The organism is Burkholderia sp. AU6039, from assembly GCF_002223365.1.
Taxonomy (GTDB): Bacteria; Pseudomonadota; Gammaproteobacteria; order Burkholderiales; family Burkholderiaceae; genus Burkholderia.
This window is the reverse complement of the sequence record NZ_NKFK01000003.1, coordinates 736,249-756,002: the sequence shown is the minus strand read 5'-3', so window position 1 is coordinate 756,002 and position 19,754 is coordinate 736,249. Positions and strand designations below refer to the sequence as shown.

Below are 19,754 nucleotides of genomic sequence, written 5' to 3'. Positions count from 1 at the left end.
TCATGCGCGACCCCCTTCCATCATCCGGTCGAGCGCGTCGACGAGCGCGCGCTCGGGCCGCCGCGCATGCACGCCGGCCGGTTCGCCGCCGCTGCGCCAGTCGGGCCGTACACCGCGCACGAACAGGTACAGGTAGCCCGCGATATGCGTGTCGTAGTCATAGTCGGGCAGCCGGCCGCGTAGGTAGCGGTGCAGTGCGACCGTATAGAGCAGCGCCTGCAGGTGATACGCGTGATCGGCCATCGCGACGTCGAGCGCGCGCGGGCCATAGGCGTCCGGCGTCGTGCCGAGATGGTTCGACTTCCAGTCGACGATCCAGAAGCGGCCGTCGTGTTCGACGATCATGTCGATGAAACCCTTGATGAAACCGGCGAGCATGCCCGCCTCCAGTGCAACGTCCGGGTAGCCGTGCGCGACCAGCAGCCGGCGCAGCGCCATCAGGTCGAGCGCGGGCGCCGGGAACAGGAAACCCATTTCGTCGAGCCGCTTCGCGGGATCGAGATCGGCGAGCCGCATGCCCGGCACCAGCTCGGTGTGCACGACATCGTCGACCAGCTGCACCATCATCGCCGGCAGGCGCGCGGCCAGCTCGGGCACGGCCTCGACCGGCCGGTCGTGCAGCGCGCCGAGCGCGGCCCTGGGCCACGACTCGGGCTCGGTGAAGCGGCTGAGTTCGAACAGGCGGTGCAGGCACTCGCCGGCCGCCGCGCCGCGCGGGAACACGAGGATATCGTCGTCCGGCGGCTCGGGCGCAACCGGATCGGCCAAGAGCCATTCGCCATCCGGCGCCACCGCGGCCAGTGCGTCGTGATCGGGCCGCAGCTCGTCATCGGGCACGGCCGCGACGCCCGCCTCCTCGCGCGCCATCGACGCGGTCAGCGAACTGAAGCTGGCCATCCGCCACGCATCGCGCAGCACGCGCGTCGCATGGCGCGCCGCGAGCGTCTGCGATGCGTCGTGCCCCGCCGCGAGGCGCTCGGGTCGCACGGGCGCCGGTAGCGGCGCGACGCTCACGGGGCCACCCGCGAGCGCCTGCCACGCCGCATCGAGCGCGGCCTCGTCGGGCGGCTCGTCGAGCCACGCATCGAATGACTGGCCGGCACCCGCGACGAGCCAGTTGAGCACGCTGCGCCGCGATTCACGCGTCGAGCGCGACGACAGGTACGGCCCGGCGACGACGTAGCAGCGATAGACCGCGCGCGTGAGCGCCACGTAGACGAGCCGCGCGCGTTCCGCCGCCTGCTCGCGCAGCGCCTGCCGCGCCGCATGCTCGGCTGCCTCGTCGTCGCAGCCGTAATGCAGCACCGCGTCGCCCGCCTCGTCGTGATACTCGCGCGCATCGGGCAATGCGGACGCGGGCGGCTCGCGCAACCCGCCGTCGTTCAGGAACGGACAGAACACGATCGCGTATTCGAGGCCTTTCGACTTGTGCACGGTGACGATCTGCACGAGGTTGCGATCGGATTCGAGCCGCAGTTGCGCTTCCTCGCCGCCGCCGTCGAGCCGTTGCGCGGCGAGCCAGCGCAGCGTCGGCGCGATGCCCGGCTGCGCGGACGCGCGTGCCTGCGTCAATTCGGCCAGATGGTTGATGTCGGTCACGCGGCGCTCGCCGTCCGTGCCGGCCATCAGGCGCTCGGCAATCCGCAGCTCCCGCGTGAACGTGCGCCACATCACCGCGAAGCCGCGTTCGCGCCACAACAGCCGATACCGCGAGAAGCGCTCGACCCAGCTCATCGCGTCGGCGCTGTCCGCCGCAGAGGCTTCCTGTTGCGCGTCGCCGTCGCCCTGCTCCATCCGCCACAGCGCACCGGCATCGAGGCCGAACCAGTCGGATGCGAGCGCCGCGCGCAAGCGCCGCAGGTCGCCCGGTGCATCGATCGCCGCCAGCACGCGCTCGAGCTGCTCGGCGTCGCCGGTCGAGAACACCGAAGCCTGCGCCAGTTCGACGCTGCCGATGCCCCACGTGGCCAGCACGCGCTTCACGAGACTGCCCTGCCGGTGCGTCTGCACGAGTACCGCGATGTCGCCCGGCGACAGCGGTGTCTCGCCGAGCCGCACGCGCCCTTCGCGCGCGCCGCGCATCAGCCGTGCGATCTCGGCGGCGCAGGCCTGCGCGGCCTGTGCCTGTGCATCACGCTTGAGCAACGTGCCTTCGCCGCCCGGCAACGCCCACACCCGGAAGTCGCCTGCCGGGCCCGGATCGGTTGCGTCGACGAACGGCGCGCGCACGCGCGTGCCGGCGCGCACCGCGTAGTAGTCGAGCCCGTCGAGCACGAACGCGCGCGGATTCGACATGAAAAAGCGGTTGCATGCATCGACGATCGCGGGCGTCGACCGCTGGTTGACCGCGAGCGTGTAGCACGCGCTCGCCCGTGCGCGCGCGGCGAGATAGGTATGCAGATCGGCCGCGCGGAAGCTGTAGATCGCCTGCTTCGGATCGCCGACCAGGAACAGCGGGCCGCCCGGCGCGAAGATCCGGTCGAAGATCGCGAACTGCAGCGGGTCGGTATCCTGGAACTCGTCGATCAGCGCGGCCGGATAGCGCGCGCGCAGTGTCTCGGCGAGCCACGGATGCGCATGCAGCGCGTGGTACAGGTTCGCGAGCAGATCGTCGAACGAGACGACGCGCCGCGTGCGCTTGCGCTCGGCCAGCTCGCCCGGCGCCATGTCGAGCCATTCGGCGATCAGCGCGAGCCAGCGCGCGCGCTGCGCGGCCTCGGCCGCCGCCACGGCCGCTTCGAGCGCGTCGGCCACGTCGAAGAACGCGTGTTCGGGCGTCGCGCCGCCTTTTTTCGTCGCCTTCACGAGCGCGGTGCGCGTGAGCTTCAGCGCGGCCTTCGGCAGCGCAGCCGTCGCGTCGCCCTGCGCGAAATGCGCGGTCCATGCGGCCAGCGCATCGGCCACGGCCTCGGGTTTGTGCGAGCGCTGGTTGAGCGCGGGTTGCGCGGTGCGCAGTAACGTATCGATTGCTTCGCGTTCAGCCGCCCACATCCGCTCGGCCTCGGCGAAGCATTCGGCGGCCGCCGCCTCGGCCGATTCGTCCGGCTCGGTCACGCCGTCCCACCGCAGCGCGGCAAGCGGCTTCTTCAGCCGGCGCGCGAGCTGCGCATCGAGCGCGGCCGGGCCGGCGCCCGATTCGACGAGCCAGATCGCGAAGCCCGGCCAGCGCGCGGCTGCCGGCTCGACGCGCGTGCGCCAGAAGTCCGCTGCGAGCTCGAAGCGCAGCGACGCATCGTCGGCCTCCATGTCGAACGCGAACGGCATCGCCGCCGCGAACGGCGCTTCCTGCAGCGCACGCTGGCAGAACGCATGGATCGTATGGATCGCGGCCTGGTCGAACGCGCGCAGCGCACGCCGGATCCGCTTCGCGGCCGTTTCGGGATCGAGCGCGCCGTCTTCGCCGAGCGTGGTTTCCAGCAGACGCTCGATGAACGGATCGCCGCCGTCGTCACCCGTGTCGAGCGCGTGCGCGAGCTGCGCGAGGCGACCGCGAATCCGTTCGTGCAGCTCGGCGGTCGCCGCTTTCGTGAAGGTCACGACGAGGATTTCATCCGCACCGAGATCCTTCTCCAGCAGCAGGCGCACATACAGTGCGCAGATGTTCCAGGTCTTGCCGGTGCCGGCCGACGCCTCGATCTGGTTGACACCGTCGAGCGGGCACGCGAAAACGTCGAGTTCGAGCGCCTGCTGCGGCTGCGACACGGCGCTCATGCGACCTCCTTCAGATGTGCGACGAGCGGATCGAACACGAGCCGCGCGAGCGTGCCGAACGGCTCGTCGAGCGATGCATGTGCGCCGCGCCACGCGATCGCGATGGCAGGATCGTCGGCTTCGCTCACGACCCGTTCGTTGATCCAGACGCTCGCGGCCTTCGCCTCGCCGTCGGACACCCTCGCCCACGCGCTGCGCGGGAAAAACCGCAGCGGCATGCGCCGCCCCGCGCGAAACAGCGCGGCCAGCGGCGCGAGCTGCTCGAGCGGCGCCGCGACGGGTGTCAGCTCGAATGCACCGCCGCTGCCGAACCACAGCGTGCGGCGCGGGCCACCGGGCTCCACAGCGCAGTAGACGAGATGCGCGAGCCACGCGGACAGGTAGTCGCGCGCACTCGGCCGTGCATAGCGATAGATGATCTGCCCGGCCGGCGTGAGCCGGTTCAGCGTGCCGTGCAGGTCGAGCGGCGCGCTCACCGCGTCGCCCGACAGCTGCGCGTCGTCGGCGCCGAACAGCGCCTGTTCGGTGTCCGGCCAGGCCGGCACGACGGTGAGCGTGAACGGCCGCCGCTCCATCCCGTCGGCCAGCGCGCGGCGCACGTTCGACGCAAGTTGCGTCATCGAGCCGAGCGCCTGGTCGCGCCACACGGCGCCGGTCGCGCCGCCCGGCAGTTCGGGGCTCGCGTCCGCAATGCGCAGCGCGTGATCGTGCACGCCGCCCTCGTCCGACTCGATCAGCAACGGCAGCACGCGCTCGGCGAGTGCATCGCTGCCGGCGAAGTCGAGCGCGAACGGCTCGGTGTCGAGCAGTTCGGCCTGCGCGTCGGCGAGCACGATGCCGAGCCGCGCGCGCAGCAGCGCACGCGCGGGATGGCGCCAGAAGCGTTCGAATTCGCTGAATGCGACAGGCTCGACCGGTTCGGCCGGCAGCGGCTGCGCGAAGAACGGTAGCTCGCGCGGCCCGTCGCGCGACGCCTCGGCGGCCAGCAGCGACGCGAGCGTCGCACGCTCGGCGTCGAAGGAAACGAGTTCGCTGCCGGGCTGGAAATAGGCGGCCGCGAACGGTTGCAGCGGATGCTCGACGACGAATGCACGCCGCGCGGCATCGACCGCGTCCGGCGCCGCGTCGGGCCCGGCCGTGACGAGCGCGAGATGGTCGAGCAGTTCGTCGACGAGTGCCGCGGGCGGCAACGGCGCGTTGTCGCGAATGCTGCGGCCCGTGTAGGCAATCATCAGCCGGTCGCGCGCGGCAAGCAGCAGGTCGAGAAACAGGTTGCGCTCGTCGTCGCGGCGCTGGCGGTCGCCCAGCTTCGGCAACACGGCCATCAGGTCGAATTCGTCGGCGCGCGCGAGGCTCGGCAGCACGCCATCGTCCATCCCGAGCAGGCAGACGACGCGATACGGCAGGCCGCGCAGGCTCGTCAGCGACGAGAACGTGACGCCGCCCCACGGCACGCCGCCGCGCGCCGGATCGTCGAGCGCGGCGGCCAGCCCCGCCCGGACGACGGCCGCCGGCAACGCTTCGTCGGGCGCGCCCTCCGTCATCGCGGCCAGCATCGCGTCGAGCGCGTCGCGCACGCCCGCGAGCGCGTCCGCATACGCGGCGCCCGAATCGAAGAACCGCGCGAGCGTATCGGCGAACAGCTCGCTCCAGCCTTGCGGCGTATGCGATTCGGCCAGCCGCCGCGAGAAGCCGTCGAGATCGTCGGTGAAGCGTGCGAGCCGGCCAAGCAGTTCGGCCTCGCTGCCGGTGGCCGCCTCGATCGGCAGCCACGCGCCGACCGGCGCCGCGCCTTCCGGCATCGCATAACCGAGAAAGAGCCGCGCGAGCGCATCGGAGAACGTATGGCGCGGCGACGGCACGGCTGCATCGTCGCTCGCGAGCGGCGACAGCCCGCGCCGCGCGCCGGCGGCCGCGAGCCAGGTCTGCACCGTCTCCAGCGCCGCCGCATCGATGCCGTAGCGCGCCGCGACCGCGTCGACGCGCAGCCATTCGACCAGCTCGGGCGCGCCGACCTGCCGCTCCGGCAACGCGAGCCAGTCGAGCAACACGCGCGCGACCGGGTTCGCCTGCGACGGCGGCAGGCCGGTGATCCGGTAAGGCACACGGGAGCCGCCGGCGCCGGCCGTGCCGAACACGGCGTCGATCAGCGGCCCGGCCGCGGCGAGATCGGCCACCGCGACGAGCACGTCGGACGGCTGCAGGCTCGCGTCGGCGTCGAACCACGCGAGCAGCCGGTCGTGCAGCACCTCGAGCTGGCGCGCGAGACTGTGGCACACGTGCACCTCGATCCCGCGCTCGGCCGGCGTGTCGCCGATTTCGGCCTCCGGCTGCAGTTCGAGGATCGCGTTCTGCACGCGCGCGAGCCACGTCGGCGCGGGATTCTCGACGAAACGCGACGCGTCGCCCGACGCGGCGCTTTCAGTCAGTTCGTGCAGCATGTGCAGCTGCGCCTGGGTCTGCCTGCCCCATTCGGCGAGCAGCGGATGGCCGACTTCCTGGTAATCGAGCCGCCCGGCCGCATCGAGCGCCTCGGCATGCGCGGCGGTCACGATGTCGAACCAGAATTCGCGGCACGGGTTCAGCGCATAGACGCGCACGTCGATCCAGCGCGACAGCTCGCGCAGCAACGCGACGTGCAGCGGCGGCATCGTCGGCAGCGCGAACACGCTGACCGATTCCGGCCAGTCCGCGCGCGCGATGGCTTGCGGATCGAGATGGCGCGCCTCGACGAGGAAACGGTGCGCCGGCGGCGTGCCGCTGTCGCTCAGCTCGGCGAGCAGCGCGCGCCACAGCGCGGCCTGCCAGCGTTCGTCGTCACGCGCGGCGTCGCTGATCCCGCGCGGCGCGCCGTCGCCCGCGAGCACGGACTCGCCGGCCTGCCATGCGGCCAGCCATTCGGGGCGATAGGTCAGGTAATGATCGAGCACGGCCGCGACGCGGTGTGCCAGCTCGTAGCGCATCGCATCGTCGGACGCGGACAGATACGCGGCCAGCCGCGGCGACGCAAGCCACGGCGCGCCGTCGGCCGCCTGCGCGAACAGCCGGTAGCAGCGCCACACGAGGCGATCGGGTGCGAACGGCGAACGCGCGGGCACCGTCAGCACGCGGCCAATCTGCGCCCACAGCCATTGCGCGAGATACGTGAACTCGACGTTCGCGCACACGCCGTTGCGCGCGGCGATGTCGAGCTCGAGACGGCGGCGCAGCGCCGCGCTCGGCACGATGACCTGTTGCGGCGCCCACGGGCCATTGCGGGCCGGGAACGCGGCCAGATCCTCGAGCAGCGCATCGGCCAGCGTTTCGTGACGGTTCGAATAGAAGAGATGGAGCATGAAGCAGGCGTCGGAACCTCGCGCCGGCCGGGCCGGGCGAACAGGATCACCAAGGATAGCAAATGGGCCGCCGTCGCGAACCTCGTCCGGAAGGCCAGGTTTTACGGATCGCGAAATACGATAGACTCGTCGCCAGTCAAGATGCCGCCCCCGGGCGTCTTCGTCTGCTATTCAGCCCATCGATGCGCTATTCGGTCGAAATCAGAAAGTTTTTCTACAGCCAGTACTTTTTCGGCGGCCTGCGGATCGCGGTCGGCGTTTCGCTGCCGGCCGTGCTGTGCCTGATCGTGTTTCACAACCGGGAGCTCGGCTTCACGATCTCGACGGGCGCGCTCGGCGCCTGCGTCGTCGACATGCCCGGCCCGCTCAAGTACAAGCACAACGAAATGCTCGCTTGCAGCGTGATCGGTTTTCTGGCCGCGCTCGCCACCGGCCTCGCGACACCGAACATCTTCGTGCTGTGGCTCACCATCGTGCCGCTCACCTTCGTGCTGTCGCTGATCGTCGTCTACGGCAACCGCTGGCCGCAGATCAGCTTCGCGACGCTGTTCATGATGGTGATGACGCTCGAGGAGAAGTTCACGCCGCTGCAGGCGTTCATCAACGCCGGCTGGATTCTCGCGGGCGGGCTCTGGTACACGTACTGGGCCACGCTCGTGTCGCAATGGCAGGCGCGCCGGATCGAGCAGCAGGCGCTTGCCGAGAGCCTGTTCGCGTGCGCCGACTACCTGCTCGCACGCGCGCAGTTCTACGATCTCGATGCCGATCTCGACGAGTGCTACCGCAATCTCGTCGCCAAGCAGATCACGGCGGTCGAAACGCAGGAAACCGCGCGCGACATCGTGCTGCGCAACCTGCCGAAGCTGCGGCGCGGCAAGCTTGACCCCGGCCGCACGACGATGTACAACCTGTTCATCAACAGCGTCGACCTGCACGAGCTGTTCGTCGGCGCCCACACCGATTACCCGCTGGTGCGCAATACGTTCGGCGGCTCCGACCTGATCATTTTCTACCGCGACCTGATCCGCAAGGCAGCCGCCGATCTCGAGGAAATCGGCCTCGCGGTGCTCGAGAACCGCGCACCGCATTCGCGGATCAGCGTGAAGGCCGAGCTGCGCGCGATCGAGTACGAGATCGAGCTGATGCGCAAGAAGAACTTCCCGGCCACCAATGCGGAAGCGTATGCGGCCGTGCTGGCCACGTTCCGGCGCATCTGGAGCGCGACGCGCCTGATCGACCGGATGCGCCGCAACCTGTCGGGCCACGCCGATCCGCAGCAAACCGAACTGAAGATCGACAAGGCGCTCACGCGCTTCCTGCAGCGCCGCCGGATGTCGCCGCTCCTGATCTTCTCGAACCTGAACATGCGCTCGCCAAGCTTCCGCCACGCGCTGCGCGTGACGATCGCGGTGGCGGTCGGGTTCTGGCTCGGCCGGCTGCTGCCGCTCACGAACGCGTACTGGATCGTGATGACGACCATCATCATCCTGAAGCCCGGCTACTCGCTCACCAAGCAGCGCAACGCGGCGCGTATCGTCGGTACGCTGATCGGCTGCGCGGCGAGCGTCGCGCTGATCTACACGGTCAAGGATACGCACCTGCTGATCGCGATCATGTTCGGGTCGATGGTGATGAGCTACAGCCTGCTGCTGTTCAACTATGCGGCGAGCGTCGTGTTCACGTCGTCGTACGTGCTGCTGATGTTCCACCTGCTCGCGCCGGGCAGCATGCGGATCATCGGCGAGCGCGCGATCGACACGGTGGTCGGCTGCATGATCGCGATCGCCGCGAGCCGGCTGTTCCCGTACTGGGAATACCGGCTGATGGGCAAGCAGGTCGCCGACATGCTCACCGCCACCCGCAAGTATTTCGAAGCCGTGTGGCGCGCCGGGCGCGGCATGTCGCCGCCGCCGGTGCCGGCCGCCGACGGCGCGGCCGTCGTGCCGGTCGTCGCCGCGGCCATCGAGACGCCAACCACGGCCCTCGACGACGACTACCGCTACCGCCTCGCGCGCAAGGACGTGCACATCGCGTTCGCGAATCTCGGGCAGGCGTTCCAGCGGATGATGATCGAGCCGAAGGCGCACCAGCGCTTCGTGCCCGAACTGAACGACCTGCTCGTGCAGACGCACGTGCTCGGCGCGCAGATCACGGCCGCCGCGCCGCTGATCCGCGCAGCCTGCGCGGCCGACGGCAGCATCCTCCACGACGACGCGCTGCATCGCGGCCTCGCTGCCGTGCTCGACAATCTCGAGAAAGCCGAGGCGGGCGAGCCGCCGCCCGCCGACCAGCTCGACGCGTCGAAGCAGATCACGCGCGACCTCGACGCGATGGTCGTGTCCGCGGAGCAATCCGATGCGGTGGGGGCCGAGCTCACGCACGACCTGAAGGTGCTCGCGCACCAGTGCAAGCAGATGCTCGCGTCCTCGCTGCTGATCCGCAAGGATGCGAGCGTGATCCGCCTGCCCGCCTGACCCAGGCTTGACCCCGCCGGTGGCCGGCCCGCGCATGCCGCGGCTCGGCCCCGGCGCTCTCCGATTCAGCGATCCCCGAAGCATGACCCGCCCGTTCCACGCGGCCTGCGCGCTCGAAGCGCGACCGCCCAGCCCCCCATTGCGCCCGTCGCGCCAGTCAGGGAATACCCGATTCCGGTCACCCGGCCCGGCTTGTTATCATTCGTTCACATTTAAGTTGTCTATACAACTTGAGCCAATCGGACCGGCCCCGCTCGCCCGGTCCGTCGCATAACGATATCGGAGACACGATGAAAAACTTGCAGCGCCACCTGAGCGCGCGGCACATCCGCTTTCTCGCGCTGGGTTCGGCGATCGGCACAGGCCTGTTCTACGGTTCGGCGTCCGCGATCCAGCTCGCGGGCCCGGCCGTGATCCTGGCGTACATCCTGGGCGGCGCGGCCGTCTACATGGTGATGCGCGCGCTCGGCGAGATGGCCGTGCGCGAACCCGTCGCCGGCTCGTTCGGCCACTACGCGACCGAGAACCTCGGCCCGTTCGCCGGTTTCGTCACCGGCTGGACCTACACGCTCGAAATGGTGATCGTCGCGATCGCCGACATCACCGCGTTCGGCATCTACATGGGCTTCTGGTTTCCGGATGTCCCGCAATGGATCTGGGTGCTCGGCGTGGTCGCGATCATCTGCGGGCTGAACCTGTGCCACGTGAAGGTGTTCGGCGAGCTCGAGTTCTGGCTGTCGATCATCAAGGTCGGCGCGATCGTCGCGATGATCGGCGGCGGCGTCGCGATCCTGCTGACCGGCATGCACTTCGGCCATTCGGCCGACGTGCCGACGTTCGCGAACCTGTGGAACCATGGCGGCTTCCTGCCGAACGGCGTCGGCGGGCTGATCGCGTCGCTGTCGGTCGTGATCTTCGCGTACGGCGGGATCGAGGTGATCGGCATGAGCGCCGGCGAGGCGAAGGATCCGGAGCGCGTGATTCCGCGCGCGATCAACGCGGTGCCCGCGCGCATCCTGCTGTTCTACGTGCTGACGATGGTCGTGCTGATGTCGATCAGCCCGTGGACGGGTGTCGGCAACGACGGCAGCCCGTTCGTGCAGATCTTCTCGGCGCTCGGCGTGAAGTCGGCCGCAACCATCCTCAACCTGGTGGTGATCAGCGCGGCGATCTCCGCGATCAACAGCGACATCTTCGGCGCGGGCCGGATGATGTTCGGGATGGCGCGCCAGGGCCAGGCGCCGGCCGTGCTGATGACCACGTCGCGGCACGGTGTGCCGTGGGTCACGGTGCTCGTGATGGCGGTCGCGCTGCTCGTCGGCGTGCTGCTCAACTACCTGATGCCGAAGGATGTGTTCTTGATGGTCGCCGCGATCGCGACGTTCGCCACCGTGTGGGTGTGGCTGATGATCCTGCTGTCGCAGGTCGCGATGCGCCGCCGGCTGTCGAGCGCCGAAGTCGCGGCGCTGAAGTTCAAGGTGCCGTTGTGGCCGGTCGCGCCGGCACTGACGATCGCGTTCATGGGCTTCGTGATCGTGATGCTCGGCTGGTTCGAGGACACGCGCGTCGCGCTGTATGTCGGCGCGGCCTGGCTCGCGCTGCTCGCGGCCGTGTTCTACGCACGGATCCGCCCGAAGTTCGCCCCTGCGTCACGTTGACGCACGACTGATCTGCCTACGCGGCGCGCCGGTTCCGGCGCACGCTTCTCTCCCGGCTCCGCGCAGCGTCCAGCGCGTCAAGAGCCGGGGACTCATCCCCCCCGCATGCACCCTATGTGCGCGGCCCGCCGGGCCGCGCATCGGCACGTCAGTGCGACGCCGCGCTCGCGGCCTCGGCCGGATGGGCCTCGTCGTACGCGTGCTTCTGCGAAATCGCGTTGTACAGGATCGTCCCGATCACGAGCAGCACGGCCACGACGATCAGGATGCTCACGTTGCGGACAGGGTTCTTCTTGCGCTGATCGTTCATGGTCGGGGCGATTCCGTCAAATTCATCGAAGCGGGCATTCTACGCGCTTGCGCGCCCGCTGCGACGCGCCGTTTCCGATCCCCTTCCCCGTCCTCCGGCCGCCCACCGCAAGCTTTCATTTGATAACCATTCCCATTTCGATCTAGAATCTCAAGTCTTTCATTTTGTAATGTTTCGGGTCGCTCGGGCGGCAGGCGCGCCCCGGAACGCTCCCATCTCCACCTGCCCCTTCCGGAGTCTTCATGTCGAATCCGCGCACCCGCCTGCTGCCGCTTGCCGGCGCCCTCGCCCTTGCCGCCGCCGCATTCGCGCCGCTGGCCCACGCGGCCGAGGAAGTGAGCCTGTACACCACCCGCGAACCGAAGCTGATCCAGCCGCTCATCGACGCGTTCACGAAGCAGAGCGGCGTCAAGGTCAACACGGTGTTCGTGAAGGACGGCCTGCTCGAGCGCGTGAAGGCGGAAGGCGCGCAGTCGCCGGCCGACGTGCTGATGACGGTCGACGTCGGCAACCTGCTCGACCTCGTCGACGGCGGGCTCACGCAGCCGGTGCGCTCGAAGGCGCTCGACGACGCGATTCCCGCGAACCTGCGCGGCGCGAACGGCGACTGGTACGCGCTGTCGCTGCGCGACCGCGTGCTGTACGTCGAGAAGGACCTGAAGGTCGATGCATTCCGCTACGAGGATCTCGCCGATCCGAAATGGAAGGGCAAGGTCTGCATCCGCTCGGGCCAGCACCCGTACAACACGGCGCTCGTCGCGGCGATGATCGCGCACGACGGCGAAGCGGCGACCGAAAAGTGGTTGCGCGGCGTGAAGGCGAACCTCGCGCGCAAGGCGACGGGCGGCGACCGCGACGTCGCGCGCGACATCCTCGGCGGCATCTGCGACGTCGGCCTCGCGAACGCTTACTACGTCGGTCACATGAAGAATGCGGAGCCCGGCAGCGACGCGCGCAAGTGGGGCGACGCGATCAAGGTCGTGCGGCCGACGTTCGCGAACGCGAAGAGCGGCGGCACGCACGTGAACATCAGCGGCGCGACGGTCGCGAAGCACGCGCCGCACAAGGCCAACGCGGTGAAACTGCTCGAGTACCTCGTGTCGCCGGAAGCGCAGGCGCTGTATGCGCAGGCGAACTACGAATACCCGGTGCGCGCGAACGTGAAGCTCGACCCGGTGATCGCCAGCTTCGGCACGCTGAAGATCGACCCGCTGCCGTTGGCGGACATCGCGAAGCATCGCAAGCAGGCGAGCCAGTTGGTCGACAAGGTCGGTTTTGACAACTGACGCAACCACCGGCGGCACGCGCCGGCCGAGCGTGCTGCCGCGCGCGGGCAGCCTGTGGCTGCTCGCGGCGCTGGCGATCGCCGCGGCGGTCGCGGCGCCGCTCGCGGTGCTCGTGGCCGCCGCGTTCGACGCCGATCTCGCGCACTGGCGCCATCTCGCCGAATTCGTGCTGCCGCAGGCACTCGTCAATACGCTGCTGCTGCTCGCGGGCGTCGGCGCGATCGTGTCGATCGTCGGCACCGGCTGCGCGTGGCTCGTCACCGCATACGACTTTCCCGGCCGCCGGATGCTGACGTGGGCGCTGCTGCTGCCGCTCGCGGTTCCCACCTACATCGTCGCGTTTGCGTATCTCGACCTGCTGCACCCGATCGGCCCGGTGCAGGGTGCGATCCGCTGGCTGCTCGGCTTCGACAGCCCGCGCCAGTTCCGCCTGCCCGACCTGCGCTCGCTGCCCGGCGCGATCTTCGTGCTCGGCTTCGTGCTGTATCCGTATGTTTACCTGAGCACGCGCGCGATGTTCGTCACGCAGTCCGCGAGCCTGCTCGAAGCCGCGCGCACGCTCGGCGCGGGACGCATCGCGACGTTCTGGCGCGTCGTCGTGCCGCTCGCGCGGCCCGCGATCGCGGTGGGCGTGAGCCTCGCGCTGCTCGAAACGCTGAACGATATCGGCGCGTCGGAATTCCTCGGTGTGCAAACGCTGACCGTGTCCGTCTACACGACGTGGATCACGCGCTCCGACCTCGCCGGCGCCGCGCAGATCGCACTCGCGATGCTCGCGATCGTCGTCGGCATGATCGTGCTCGAACGCTACGGGCGCCGCCGCCAGCGCTATGCGCATGGCCGGCGCATGCGGCCGATCGCGCCGCGCCGCCTGACGGGCACGGCCGCGCTGGGCGCCGCCGTGCTCGGCTGGCTGCCCGTGCTGCTCGGCTTCGGCGCACCGGCCGCGTACCTCGCGGTCGAGACGGCCAAGCGGCTGCATCTGGTCGGCGGCGTATCCGAGCAACTGATGACGGGGCTCGCGAACACGCTGACGATCGCCACCGCCGCCACCGTCGCGACGCTCTTGTGCGGGCTTGTCGTCGCATGGGCCGCGCGCGCGCAACGCGACAGCGCCCGCGCGGGCCCGGCCCGCTTTGGTGCGAGAATCGCCAGCCTCGGCTATGCGGTGCCCGGCACCGTGCTCGCGATCGGCCTGCTGATCCCGTTCGCGGCGGCCGACCGGCTGTTCGGCGCGGCGCTGGGCCGCGACGGGCTGCTGCTGATGGGCTCGTCGGCCGCGCTCGTGATCGCCTATACCGTGCGCTTTCTCGCGATCCCGGCCGGCAGCATCGAGGCCGGCCTCGCGCGCATTCCGCCGTCGCTCGAACAGGCGGCGCGCTCGCTCGGCGAGACGGCCGGCGGCACGCTGCGCCGCGTGCACCTGCCGCTGCTGCGGCCCGCGCTCACGACGAGCGCGCTGCTGGTGTTCGTCGACGCGATGAAGGAATTGCCGGCGACGCTGCTGCTGCGTCCGCTGAACTTCGACACGCTCGCGACCTGGCTGTATGCGGAAGCCGCGCGCGGCACCTACGAGGAAGGCGCGGTCGCCGCGCTCGCGATCGTGCTGGCCGGGCTCGTGCCCGTGATCCTGCTCGCCCGCACCCGCCACAAGATCGGAGCCTGACACCGTGAACCTGCTCGAACTCGATGACCTCTGCCTCGCCTACGACACGCCGCACGGCCGCCGCACCGTAGTCGACGGGCTGAGCCTCGCGCTGCCGCGCGGCGACATCGGCTGCCTGCTCGGCGCGTCCGGCTGCGGCAAGACCACCGTGCTGCGCGCGATCGCCGGCTTCGAGCCGGTGCGCATGGGGCGCATCATGCTGGACGGCGTGCCCGTCGCGGCGCCATCGCTCGACGTGCCGCCCGAGCGGCGGCGCATCGGCATGATGTTCCAGGATTACGCGCTGTTCCCGCACCTGAGCGCGGCGGACAACGTCGCGTTCGGCCTGCGGCGCATGCCGAAGGCCGAACGGCGCGTGCGTGTCGCGGAAATGCTGGAACTCGTCGGCCTTGCCGATTCCGGCGGCGCGTATCCGCACGAGCTGTCGGGCGGCCAGCAGCAGCGCGTCGCACTCGCGCGTGCGCTCGCACCGTCGCCGGAGCTACTGCTGCTCGACGAGCCGTTCTCGAATCTCGATGTCGATACGCGCGAGCGGCTTGCGTTCGAGCTGCGCGACATCCTGAAACGCACGGGCCACACCGCGATCCTCGTCACGCACAACCAGGCCGAAGCGTTCGCGATCGCCGACCGGATCGGCGTGATGAAGGATGGACAGCTCGCACAATGGGATACGCCGTACGCGCTGCATCACCATCCGGCCAGCCCGTTCGTCGCGGATTTCGTGCGCCGCGACGCGCTGGCCGACGAACGCGCGCGCGCACTGGCGCGCGGCCGCTGAACCCGCGGGCGCGATGCGCGCCCGGGTCGGTTCATCGCCGCGTTTCGTTGCCACGCTTCATTGCCGTGTCAGGCCGGCTCGGCAAGATCGCGCACGGGCAGCGCGGTCGAATACTTGATCTGCTCCATCGCGAACGACGAGCTGACGTCGAACAGCGGCACCGCGCGAATCAGCTGCTTGTAGACGCGGTCGTAATCGTCGATGCCGGCCACCACGACGCGCAGCAGGTAATCGGTCTCGCCGCTCATCCGGTACACCTCGACCACTTCCGGCATGTCGCGCACGGCCTGCGTGAAACGCTGCGCCCATTCCTCGGTGTGCTGGTTCGTGCGGATCGCGACGAACACGGTCGTGCCCACCCCGAGCTTGCGCGGATCGCACAGCGCAACCTGCGCGCGAATCGCGCCGGTTTCCTTGAGCCGCTGCACGCGCTTCCAGCACGGCGTCTGCGACAGGTTCACGCGCTGCGCCAGTTCCGCGATCGGCAGCGTGGCATCGGCCTGCAACAGCTCCAGCAGCTTGCGATCGATGGCGTCCATTTCTCCAGTCCCTCGTAGATAGAAATTTATTCTATTCATCCTGCACAACGGGGAACAATATGAAAACGGCTTCGCCGCGTCGACCGGTATAAATACCGATCCGGCACGCGCGCGCAGCGAGCGAATCCGCCGCCACACCGCACGCGCCAAATGAAACAGGCGACTCCGCCCGTGAAGGTGGAATCGCCTGGCGTTCCTGCTCGTCGCGGCTGGCCCGGCGCTCACGCGCCACGGGCCGGCGTCAGCGCACTGCTCAATACGCGACCGTCGCGATCTCGTGCACGAAGCTGCCTTGCTCGAGCGCGTCGACGAACGCGACCGCGTAGTCTTCCGCCGAGATCTTGCTGTTGCCTTGTGCGTCCACGATCAGCTTGCCGACGCCCGTGCGGAACGTACCCGTGCGCTCGCCCGGGGCGATCAGCGCGGCCGGCGCGAAGAACGTCCAGTCGAGATCGCCGACCGTCTTCAGGTAGTCGAGTGCGTCGCGGTGCGCGAGCGCGACCGCCTTGTACGCTTCCGGGAAACCTTCGCTGTCGACCAGCTGCTTGCCCGGCGCAACTTCGAGCGAACCGGCGCCGCCCACCACGACGAGCCGCTTCAGCCCCGCCTGGCGCGTGCCGGCAACCAGCGCCTTCGCAGCCGCGACGACCTTCGCCGCATCATCCTGCTTCGGGCCGTACGCGCTCGCGACGACGTCATGGCCCGGCAGTGCGGCCGCAATGCTGGCGGCGTCGAACAGATCGGCCGCCTTGGCGGTGATGCCGTCGCCGGCTGCGCCCGGATGGCGCGACAGCGCGGTCACGCGATGGCCGCGTCGTGCCGCTTCCGCGGCGATGCGCGAGCCGATCGTGCCGGTGGCGCCGAACAGCGCGATATTCAAGGTACGTTGCGTCATATCGATTCTCCAGTAAGAAAAATATGTAACGTAGTTAATTACATATAAGACCGAAAAAAACGGGGCAAAGCCCCCGTTGCGCCGGTCGCCACGCCTCTCGCGCCGTCCGGCCTCCTGCCTTGCCGCCAGTCACCCGCCGGCGCGTGCCGCCTGCTGCGTGCGCTGCTCCAGATCCAGCACGTCGGCCGTCACGTCGGCCAGCGTGCGCGTGCCAAGCGATGCTTCCATCGCCCGCTGCGCGTCGCCGATGTAATCGATCAGCGCGCCCTGGATGTGCCGCCCGACGAGACACGCGGGATTCGGCGCCTCACGGTGCAGCGCGAACAGTTGCGCATCGTCGACCGCGCGATACACGTCGAGCAGCGTGATCGCGCCGGGCTCGCGCGCCAGCAGCGCACCGCCGCCCGCGCCCAGTTGCGACGTGGTCAGCCCCGCGGCCGCCAGCATCGACAGCAACCGGCGGATCAGCGCCGGATTCGTGTTCACGCTGCCCGCGATGATGTCGGACGACAACGGCACGCCCTCCTGCATCGACAGCAAGGCAAGCACGTGGACGGCAAACGCGAACCGGCTGCTGGTATTCATTCCTGACTCACTTGACGACGCCGGCCCATCCCGCAGCCGGCGACATGTGTAACTACTATAATTACATTTAGCGGATCATGCAAGCCCGCGTCACTCTCCGCTCGCGGGCTTGGCGCCCGGCGCATTCTGCTGGCTCCATTGCTGGAGCTTCTTGCCGGCTTCGGCGATCTTCGCGCCGGCTTCGGAAGCCGCATGCGCGACGACCGCGGACGCGGCCGCGTCGATCTGGGCCTGCGCGGCGGAGGCGAGGCCGCTCGCGGACAGCGGCGGCACGGCCGACGCCGCGGACGCGATGCCGGCCTTCGCGGCGTTGAGCTGCTGGTTGACGGTGCTCGCCACCTGGTCGAGCGCCTTGGCCGCATTGTTCGCGGCATCGGCGGCCGCGCTCGCGGCCGTATCGGGTTGCGTGACCGGCGCGCCGGACTTCTCGCAGCCCGCGAGCAACAGCAGCGCACCGGCGGTCACGGCCGCCAGTACGAACCCGGGCACGCGACGCGCCCGCGATGTCTTCATGTTCATCAGCAATCTCCGGCCGCGCGTCGCGCGGCCTCGTGGTTGGACCGACGTCGATGATACCGCCTGTGGAACAGGGCCAATCACGCACCGTGATTAAAAATGGCTTTCAATTTCGGACTCGTCTGATTCAATCGCACACGCGAGGTCACTAAAGTGGACACGCTTCAATCCGCTTTGGACGCGCCCCCTTTTTCTCATGGATTTCCTCGTCGACTGGTTCATCGCCCTGGCCGCCGTGCTCGCCGCCACCCTGTTCCTGTGCCTGCGCCCGCCGTCGGCGCGCCGCCTGGCCGAATCCGGGCGCCCGCGCCGCGTCGCGTCCGCGCGCCTGCTCACACAGGCCGTGATCGGCTTCTGGACGGCCGCGCTGATCGTCGCGGAAGGCATCCTCGGCCCCACCGCCGACGGCCAGTCGCTGGCGGGCTTCGCGGCACTCGCGTTTGCCGCCCTCGGGCTGACGACCGTCGCCGCCTACTGGTCGGCGTGTGCACTGCGGCTGCGCCGGCCGCCGCTGCTGTTCCCGCGCCACTGACGCGCCGCAACGGTGCGCGGCCACGCACCATCACGCACCACGTCGCGCCAATCGGCCCATCACACGCACCAGTTCCGCACACTTCGCACCACACGCGTGCAATCGGCATCCCGTCGCACCCGCACCGGCCACGCCCCCTTCCCGTGCACGATTCACCGGATTGCCGCACCGCACGGTGTTGAAGCACCAACTCCACGCAGCCGTTCACCAAGTTGGCTCGATACTTGCATTCCTCGCCCGTTTTTTGCGCAAGGAAGCCACGGCATGGATGGTCTGAAATCCGGCGTCGACACACTGTTCCTGTTGATCGGCGCCGTCATGGTGCTCGCGATGCACGCGGGCTTCGCATTTCTCGAACTCGGCACGGTCCGCAAGAAGAACCAGGTCAACGCGCTCGTGAAGATCCTGGTCGACTTCTCGGTGTCGACGCTCGCGTATTTCTTCATCGGCTACACGATCGCGTACGGCGTCGAGTTCTTCGACGACATCGGCACGCTGTCGCAGCACAACGGCTATGCGCTCGTGCGCTTCTTCTTCCTGCTGACCTTCGCGGCGGCGATCCCCGCGATCGTGTCCGGCGGCATCGCCGAACGCGCGAAGTTCAATCCGCAGCTCGTCGCGACGCTGATCATCGTCGGATTCATCTATCCGTTCTTCGAAGGGATCGCCTGGAATGAGCGCTTGGGTGTGCAGGCCTGGCTCACGCACGCGTTCGGTGCGCCGTTCCATGATTTCGCGGGCTCCGTCGTCGTGCACGCGTTCGGCGGCTGGGTCGCGCTGCCCGCCGTGCTGCTGCTCGGCGCGCGCCACGGCCGCTATGCGAAGGACGGCCGGATCGCCGCGCACCCGCCGTCGAACATCCCGTTCCTCGCGCTCGGCGCGTGGGTGCTCGCGGTCGGCTGGTTCGGCTTCAACGTGATGAGCGCGCAGACGCTCGACAAGATCAGCGGCCTCGTCGCCGTGAACTCGCTGATGGCGATGGTCGGCGGCACGCTCGCCGCGTGGATGGCCGGCCGCAACGACCCGGGCTTCACGTACAACGGGCCGCTCGCGGGCCTCGTCGCGGTGTGCGCGGGCTCCGACGTGATGCACCCGATCGGCGCGCTCGTCACCGGCGCCGCGGCCGGTGCGCTGTTCGTCGCGATGTTCACCTGCGTGCAGAACAAGTGGCGCATCGACGACGTGCTCGGCGTGTGGCCGCTGCACGGCATGTGCGGCGCGCTCGGCGGCCTCGCGGCCGGCGTGTTCGGCCTGCCCGCGCTCGGCGGTCTCGGCGGCGTGTCGTTCATGTCGCAGCTCGTCGGCACGCTCGGCGGCATCGCGATCGCGACCGCGGGCGGCACGCTCGTCTACGGCGCGCTGAAAGCGACCGTCGGGCTGCGCCTCGACCGCGAAGCCGAATTCGACGGCGCGGACCTGTCGATCCACCGCATCTCGGCGACACCCGAACGCGATTGAGCGCAAACGCT

The 19,754-nt window shown here is 69.3% G+C and carries 14 protein-coding genes; 7 read left to right on the top strand and 7 right to left on the bottom strand.

Features of this window, described 5'->3' with window-relative positions:
- Both recB and recC read right to left on the bottom strand, forming a co-directional pair.
- The gene (recB, locus tag CFB39_RS06195; protein WP_089472454.1) at nucleotides 1-3,711 is read right to left on the bottom strand and encodes an exodeoxyribonuclease V subunit beta; all 3,711 of its coding nucleotides are present in this window, start codon (nucleotides 3,709-3,711) and stop codon (nucleotides 1-3) included.
- Complete coding sequence (gene recC, locus CFB39_RS06190; protein ID WP_089472453.1) at nucleotides 3,708-7,046, bottom strand: exodeoxyribonuclease V subunit gamma; 3,339 nt, start codon at nucleotides 7,044-7,046, stop codon at nucleotides 3,708-3,710. The genes recB and recC overlap by 4 nt, the downstream gene beginning before the upstream one ends.
- A 182-nt stretch (nucleotides 7,047-7,228) precedes the next feature.
- Here recC and CFB39_RS06185 point away from each other — a divergent pair, with 182 nt between their 5' ends.
- Together CFB39_RS06185 and CFB39_RS06180 are read left to right on the top strand one after the other, a co-directional pair.
- Nucleotides 7,229-9,520, top strand: a complete 2,292-nt coding sequence (locus CFB39_RS06185) for an FUSC family membrane protein (RefSeq protein WP_089455901.1) — start codon at nucleotides 7,229-7,231, stop codon at nucleotides 9,518-9,520.
- Nucleotides 9,521-9,810: 290 nt separating this feature from the next.
- On the top strand, nucleotides 9,811-11,178 hold the full coding sequence (locus CFB39_RS06180; RefSeq protein ID WP_089472452.1) for an amino acid permease: 1,368 nt from the start codon (nucleotides 9,811-9,813) through the stop codon (nucleotides 11,176-11,178).
- Between the two features lie 148 nt (nucleotides 11,179-11,326).
- On the opposite strand, the gene CFB39_RS06175 is transcribed toward CFB39_RS06180, so the two are convergent.
- Entirely contained in the window at nucleotides 11,327-11,488 is a 162-nt protein-coding gene (locus CFB39_RS06175; protein ID WP_006476417.1) for a hypothetical protein, read from the bottom strand.
- A 242-nt stretch (nucleotides 11,489-11,730) separates the two neighbouring features.
- Between CFB39_RS06175 and CFB39_RS06170 the strand changes: the two genes are divergently transcribed.
- The 3 genes from CFB39_RS06170 to CFB39_RS06160 are packed head-to-tail and all read left to right on the top strand — an operon-like array spanning nucleotide 11,731 to nucleotide 15,218.
- Complete coding sequence (locus CFB39_RS06170) at nucleotides 11,731-12,774, top strand: Fe(3+) ABC transporter substrate-binding protein (RefSeq protein ID WP_089424913.1); 1,044 nt, start codon at nucleotides 11,731-11,733, stop codon at nucleotides 12,772-12,774.
- Nucleotides 12,764-14,440: an iron ABC transporter permease gene (locus CFB39_RS06165; protein WP_089472451.1), complete on the top strand. Its 1,677-nt coding sequence runs from the start codon at nucleotides 12,764-12,766 to the stop codon at nucleotides 14,438-14,440. Before CFB39_RS06170 ends, CFB39_RS06165 begins: the two co-directional genes overlap by 11 nt.
- Before the next feature lie 4 nt (nucleotides 14,441-14,444).
- Nucleotides 14,445-15,218 carry an ABC transporter ATP-binding protein gene (locus CFB39_RS06160; protein WP_089472450.1) on the top strand — a complete coding sequence of 258 codons (774 nt, stop codon included), beginning with the start codon at nucleotides 14,445-14,447 and terminating at the stop codon, nucleotides 15,216-15,218.
- 68 nt (nucleotides 15,219-15,286) lie between these two features.
- Here the strand turns inward: CFB39_RS06160 and CFB39_RS06155 are convergent, their stop codons facing one another.
- The 4 genes from CFB39_RS06155 to CFB39_RS06140 all read right to left on the bottom strand — a co-directional run bounded on the left by CFB39_RS06155 (nucleotide 15,287) and on the right by CFB39_RS06140 (nucleotide 17,756).
- The gene (locus tag CFB39_RS06155) at nucleotides 15,287-15,757 is read right to left on the bottom strand and encodes an Lrp/AsnC family transcriptional regulator (protein ID WP_011351482.1); all 471 of its coding nucleotides are present in this window, start codon (nucleotides 15,755-15,757) and stop codon (nucleotides 15,287-15,289) included.
- Nucleotides 15,758-16,010: 253 nt separating this feature from the next.
- Nucleotides 16,011-16,652 (bottom strand): NAD(P)-dependent oxidoreductase, encoded by a 642-nt coding sequence (locus tag CFB39_RS06150; protein ID WP_089472449.1) that lies wholly within the window; start codon nucleotides 16,650-16,652, stop codon nucleotides 16,011-16,013.
- Between the two features lie 129 nt (nucleotides 16,653-16,781).
- Entirely contained in the window at nucleotides 16,782-17,237 is a 456-nt protein-coding gene (locus tag CFB39_RS06145; RefSeq protein WP_089472448.1) for an Rrf2 family transcriptional regulator, read from the bottom strand.
- Nucleotides 17,238-17,327: 90 nt separating this feature from the next.
- On the bottom strand, nucleotides 17,328-17,756 hold the full coding sequence (locus CFB39_RS06140) for a hypothetical protein (protein WP_089472447.1): 429 nt from the start codon (nucleotides 17,754-17,756) through the stop codon (nucleotides 17,328-17,330).
- A gap of 193 nt (nucleotides 17,757-17,949) precedes the next feature.
- On the opposite strand from CFB39_RS06140, the gene CFB39_RS06135 reads away from it, so the two are divergent.
- On the top strand, nucleotides 17,950-18,285 hold the full coding sequence (locus CFB39_RS06135; RefSeq protein ID WP_046545298.1) for a hypothetical protein: 336 nt from the start codon (nucleotides 17,950-17,952) through the stop codon (nucleotides 18,283-18,285).
- A 264-nt stretch (nucleotides 18,286-18,549) separates the two neighbouring features.
- Nucleotides 18,550-19,743 (top strand): ammonium transporter, encoded by a 1,194-nt coding sequence (locus CFB39_RS06130; RefSeq protein ID WP_089472446.1) that lies wholly within the window; start codon nucleotides 18,550-18,552, stop codon nucleotides 19,741-19,743.
- Nucleotides 19,744-19,754 lie beyond the last annotated feature (11 nt).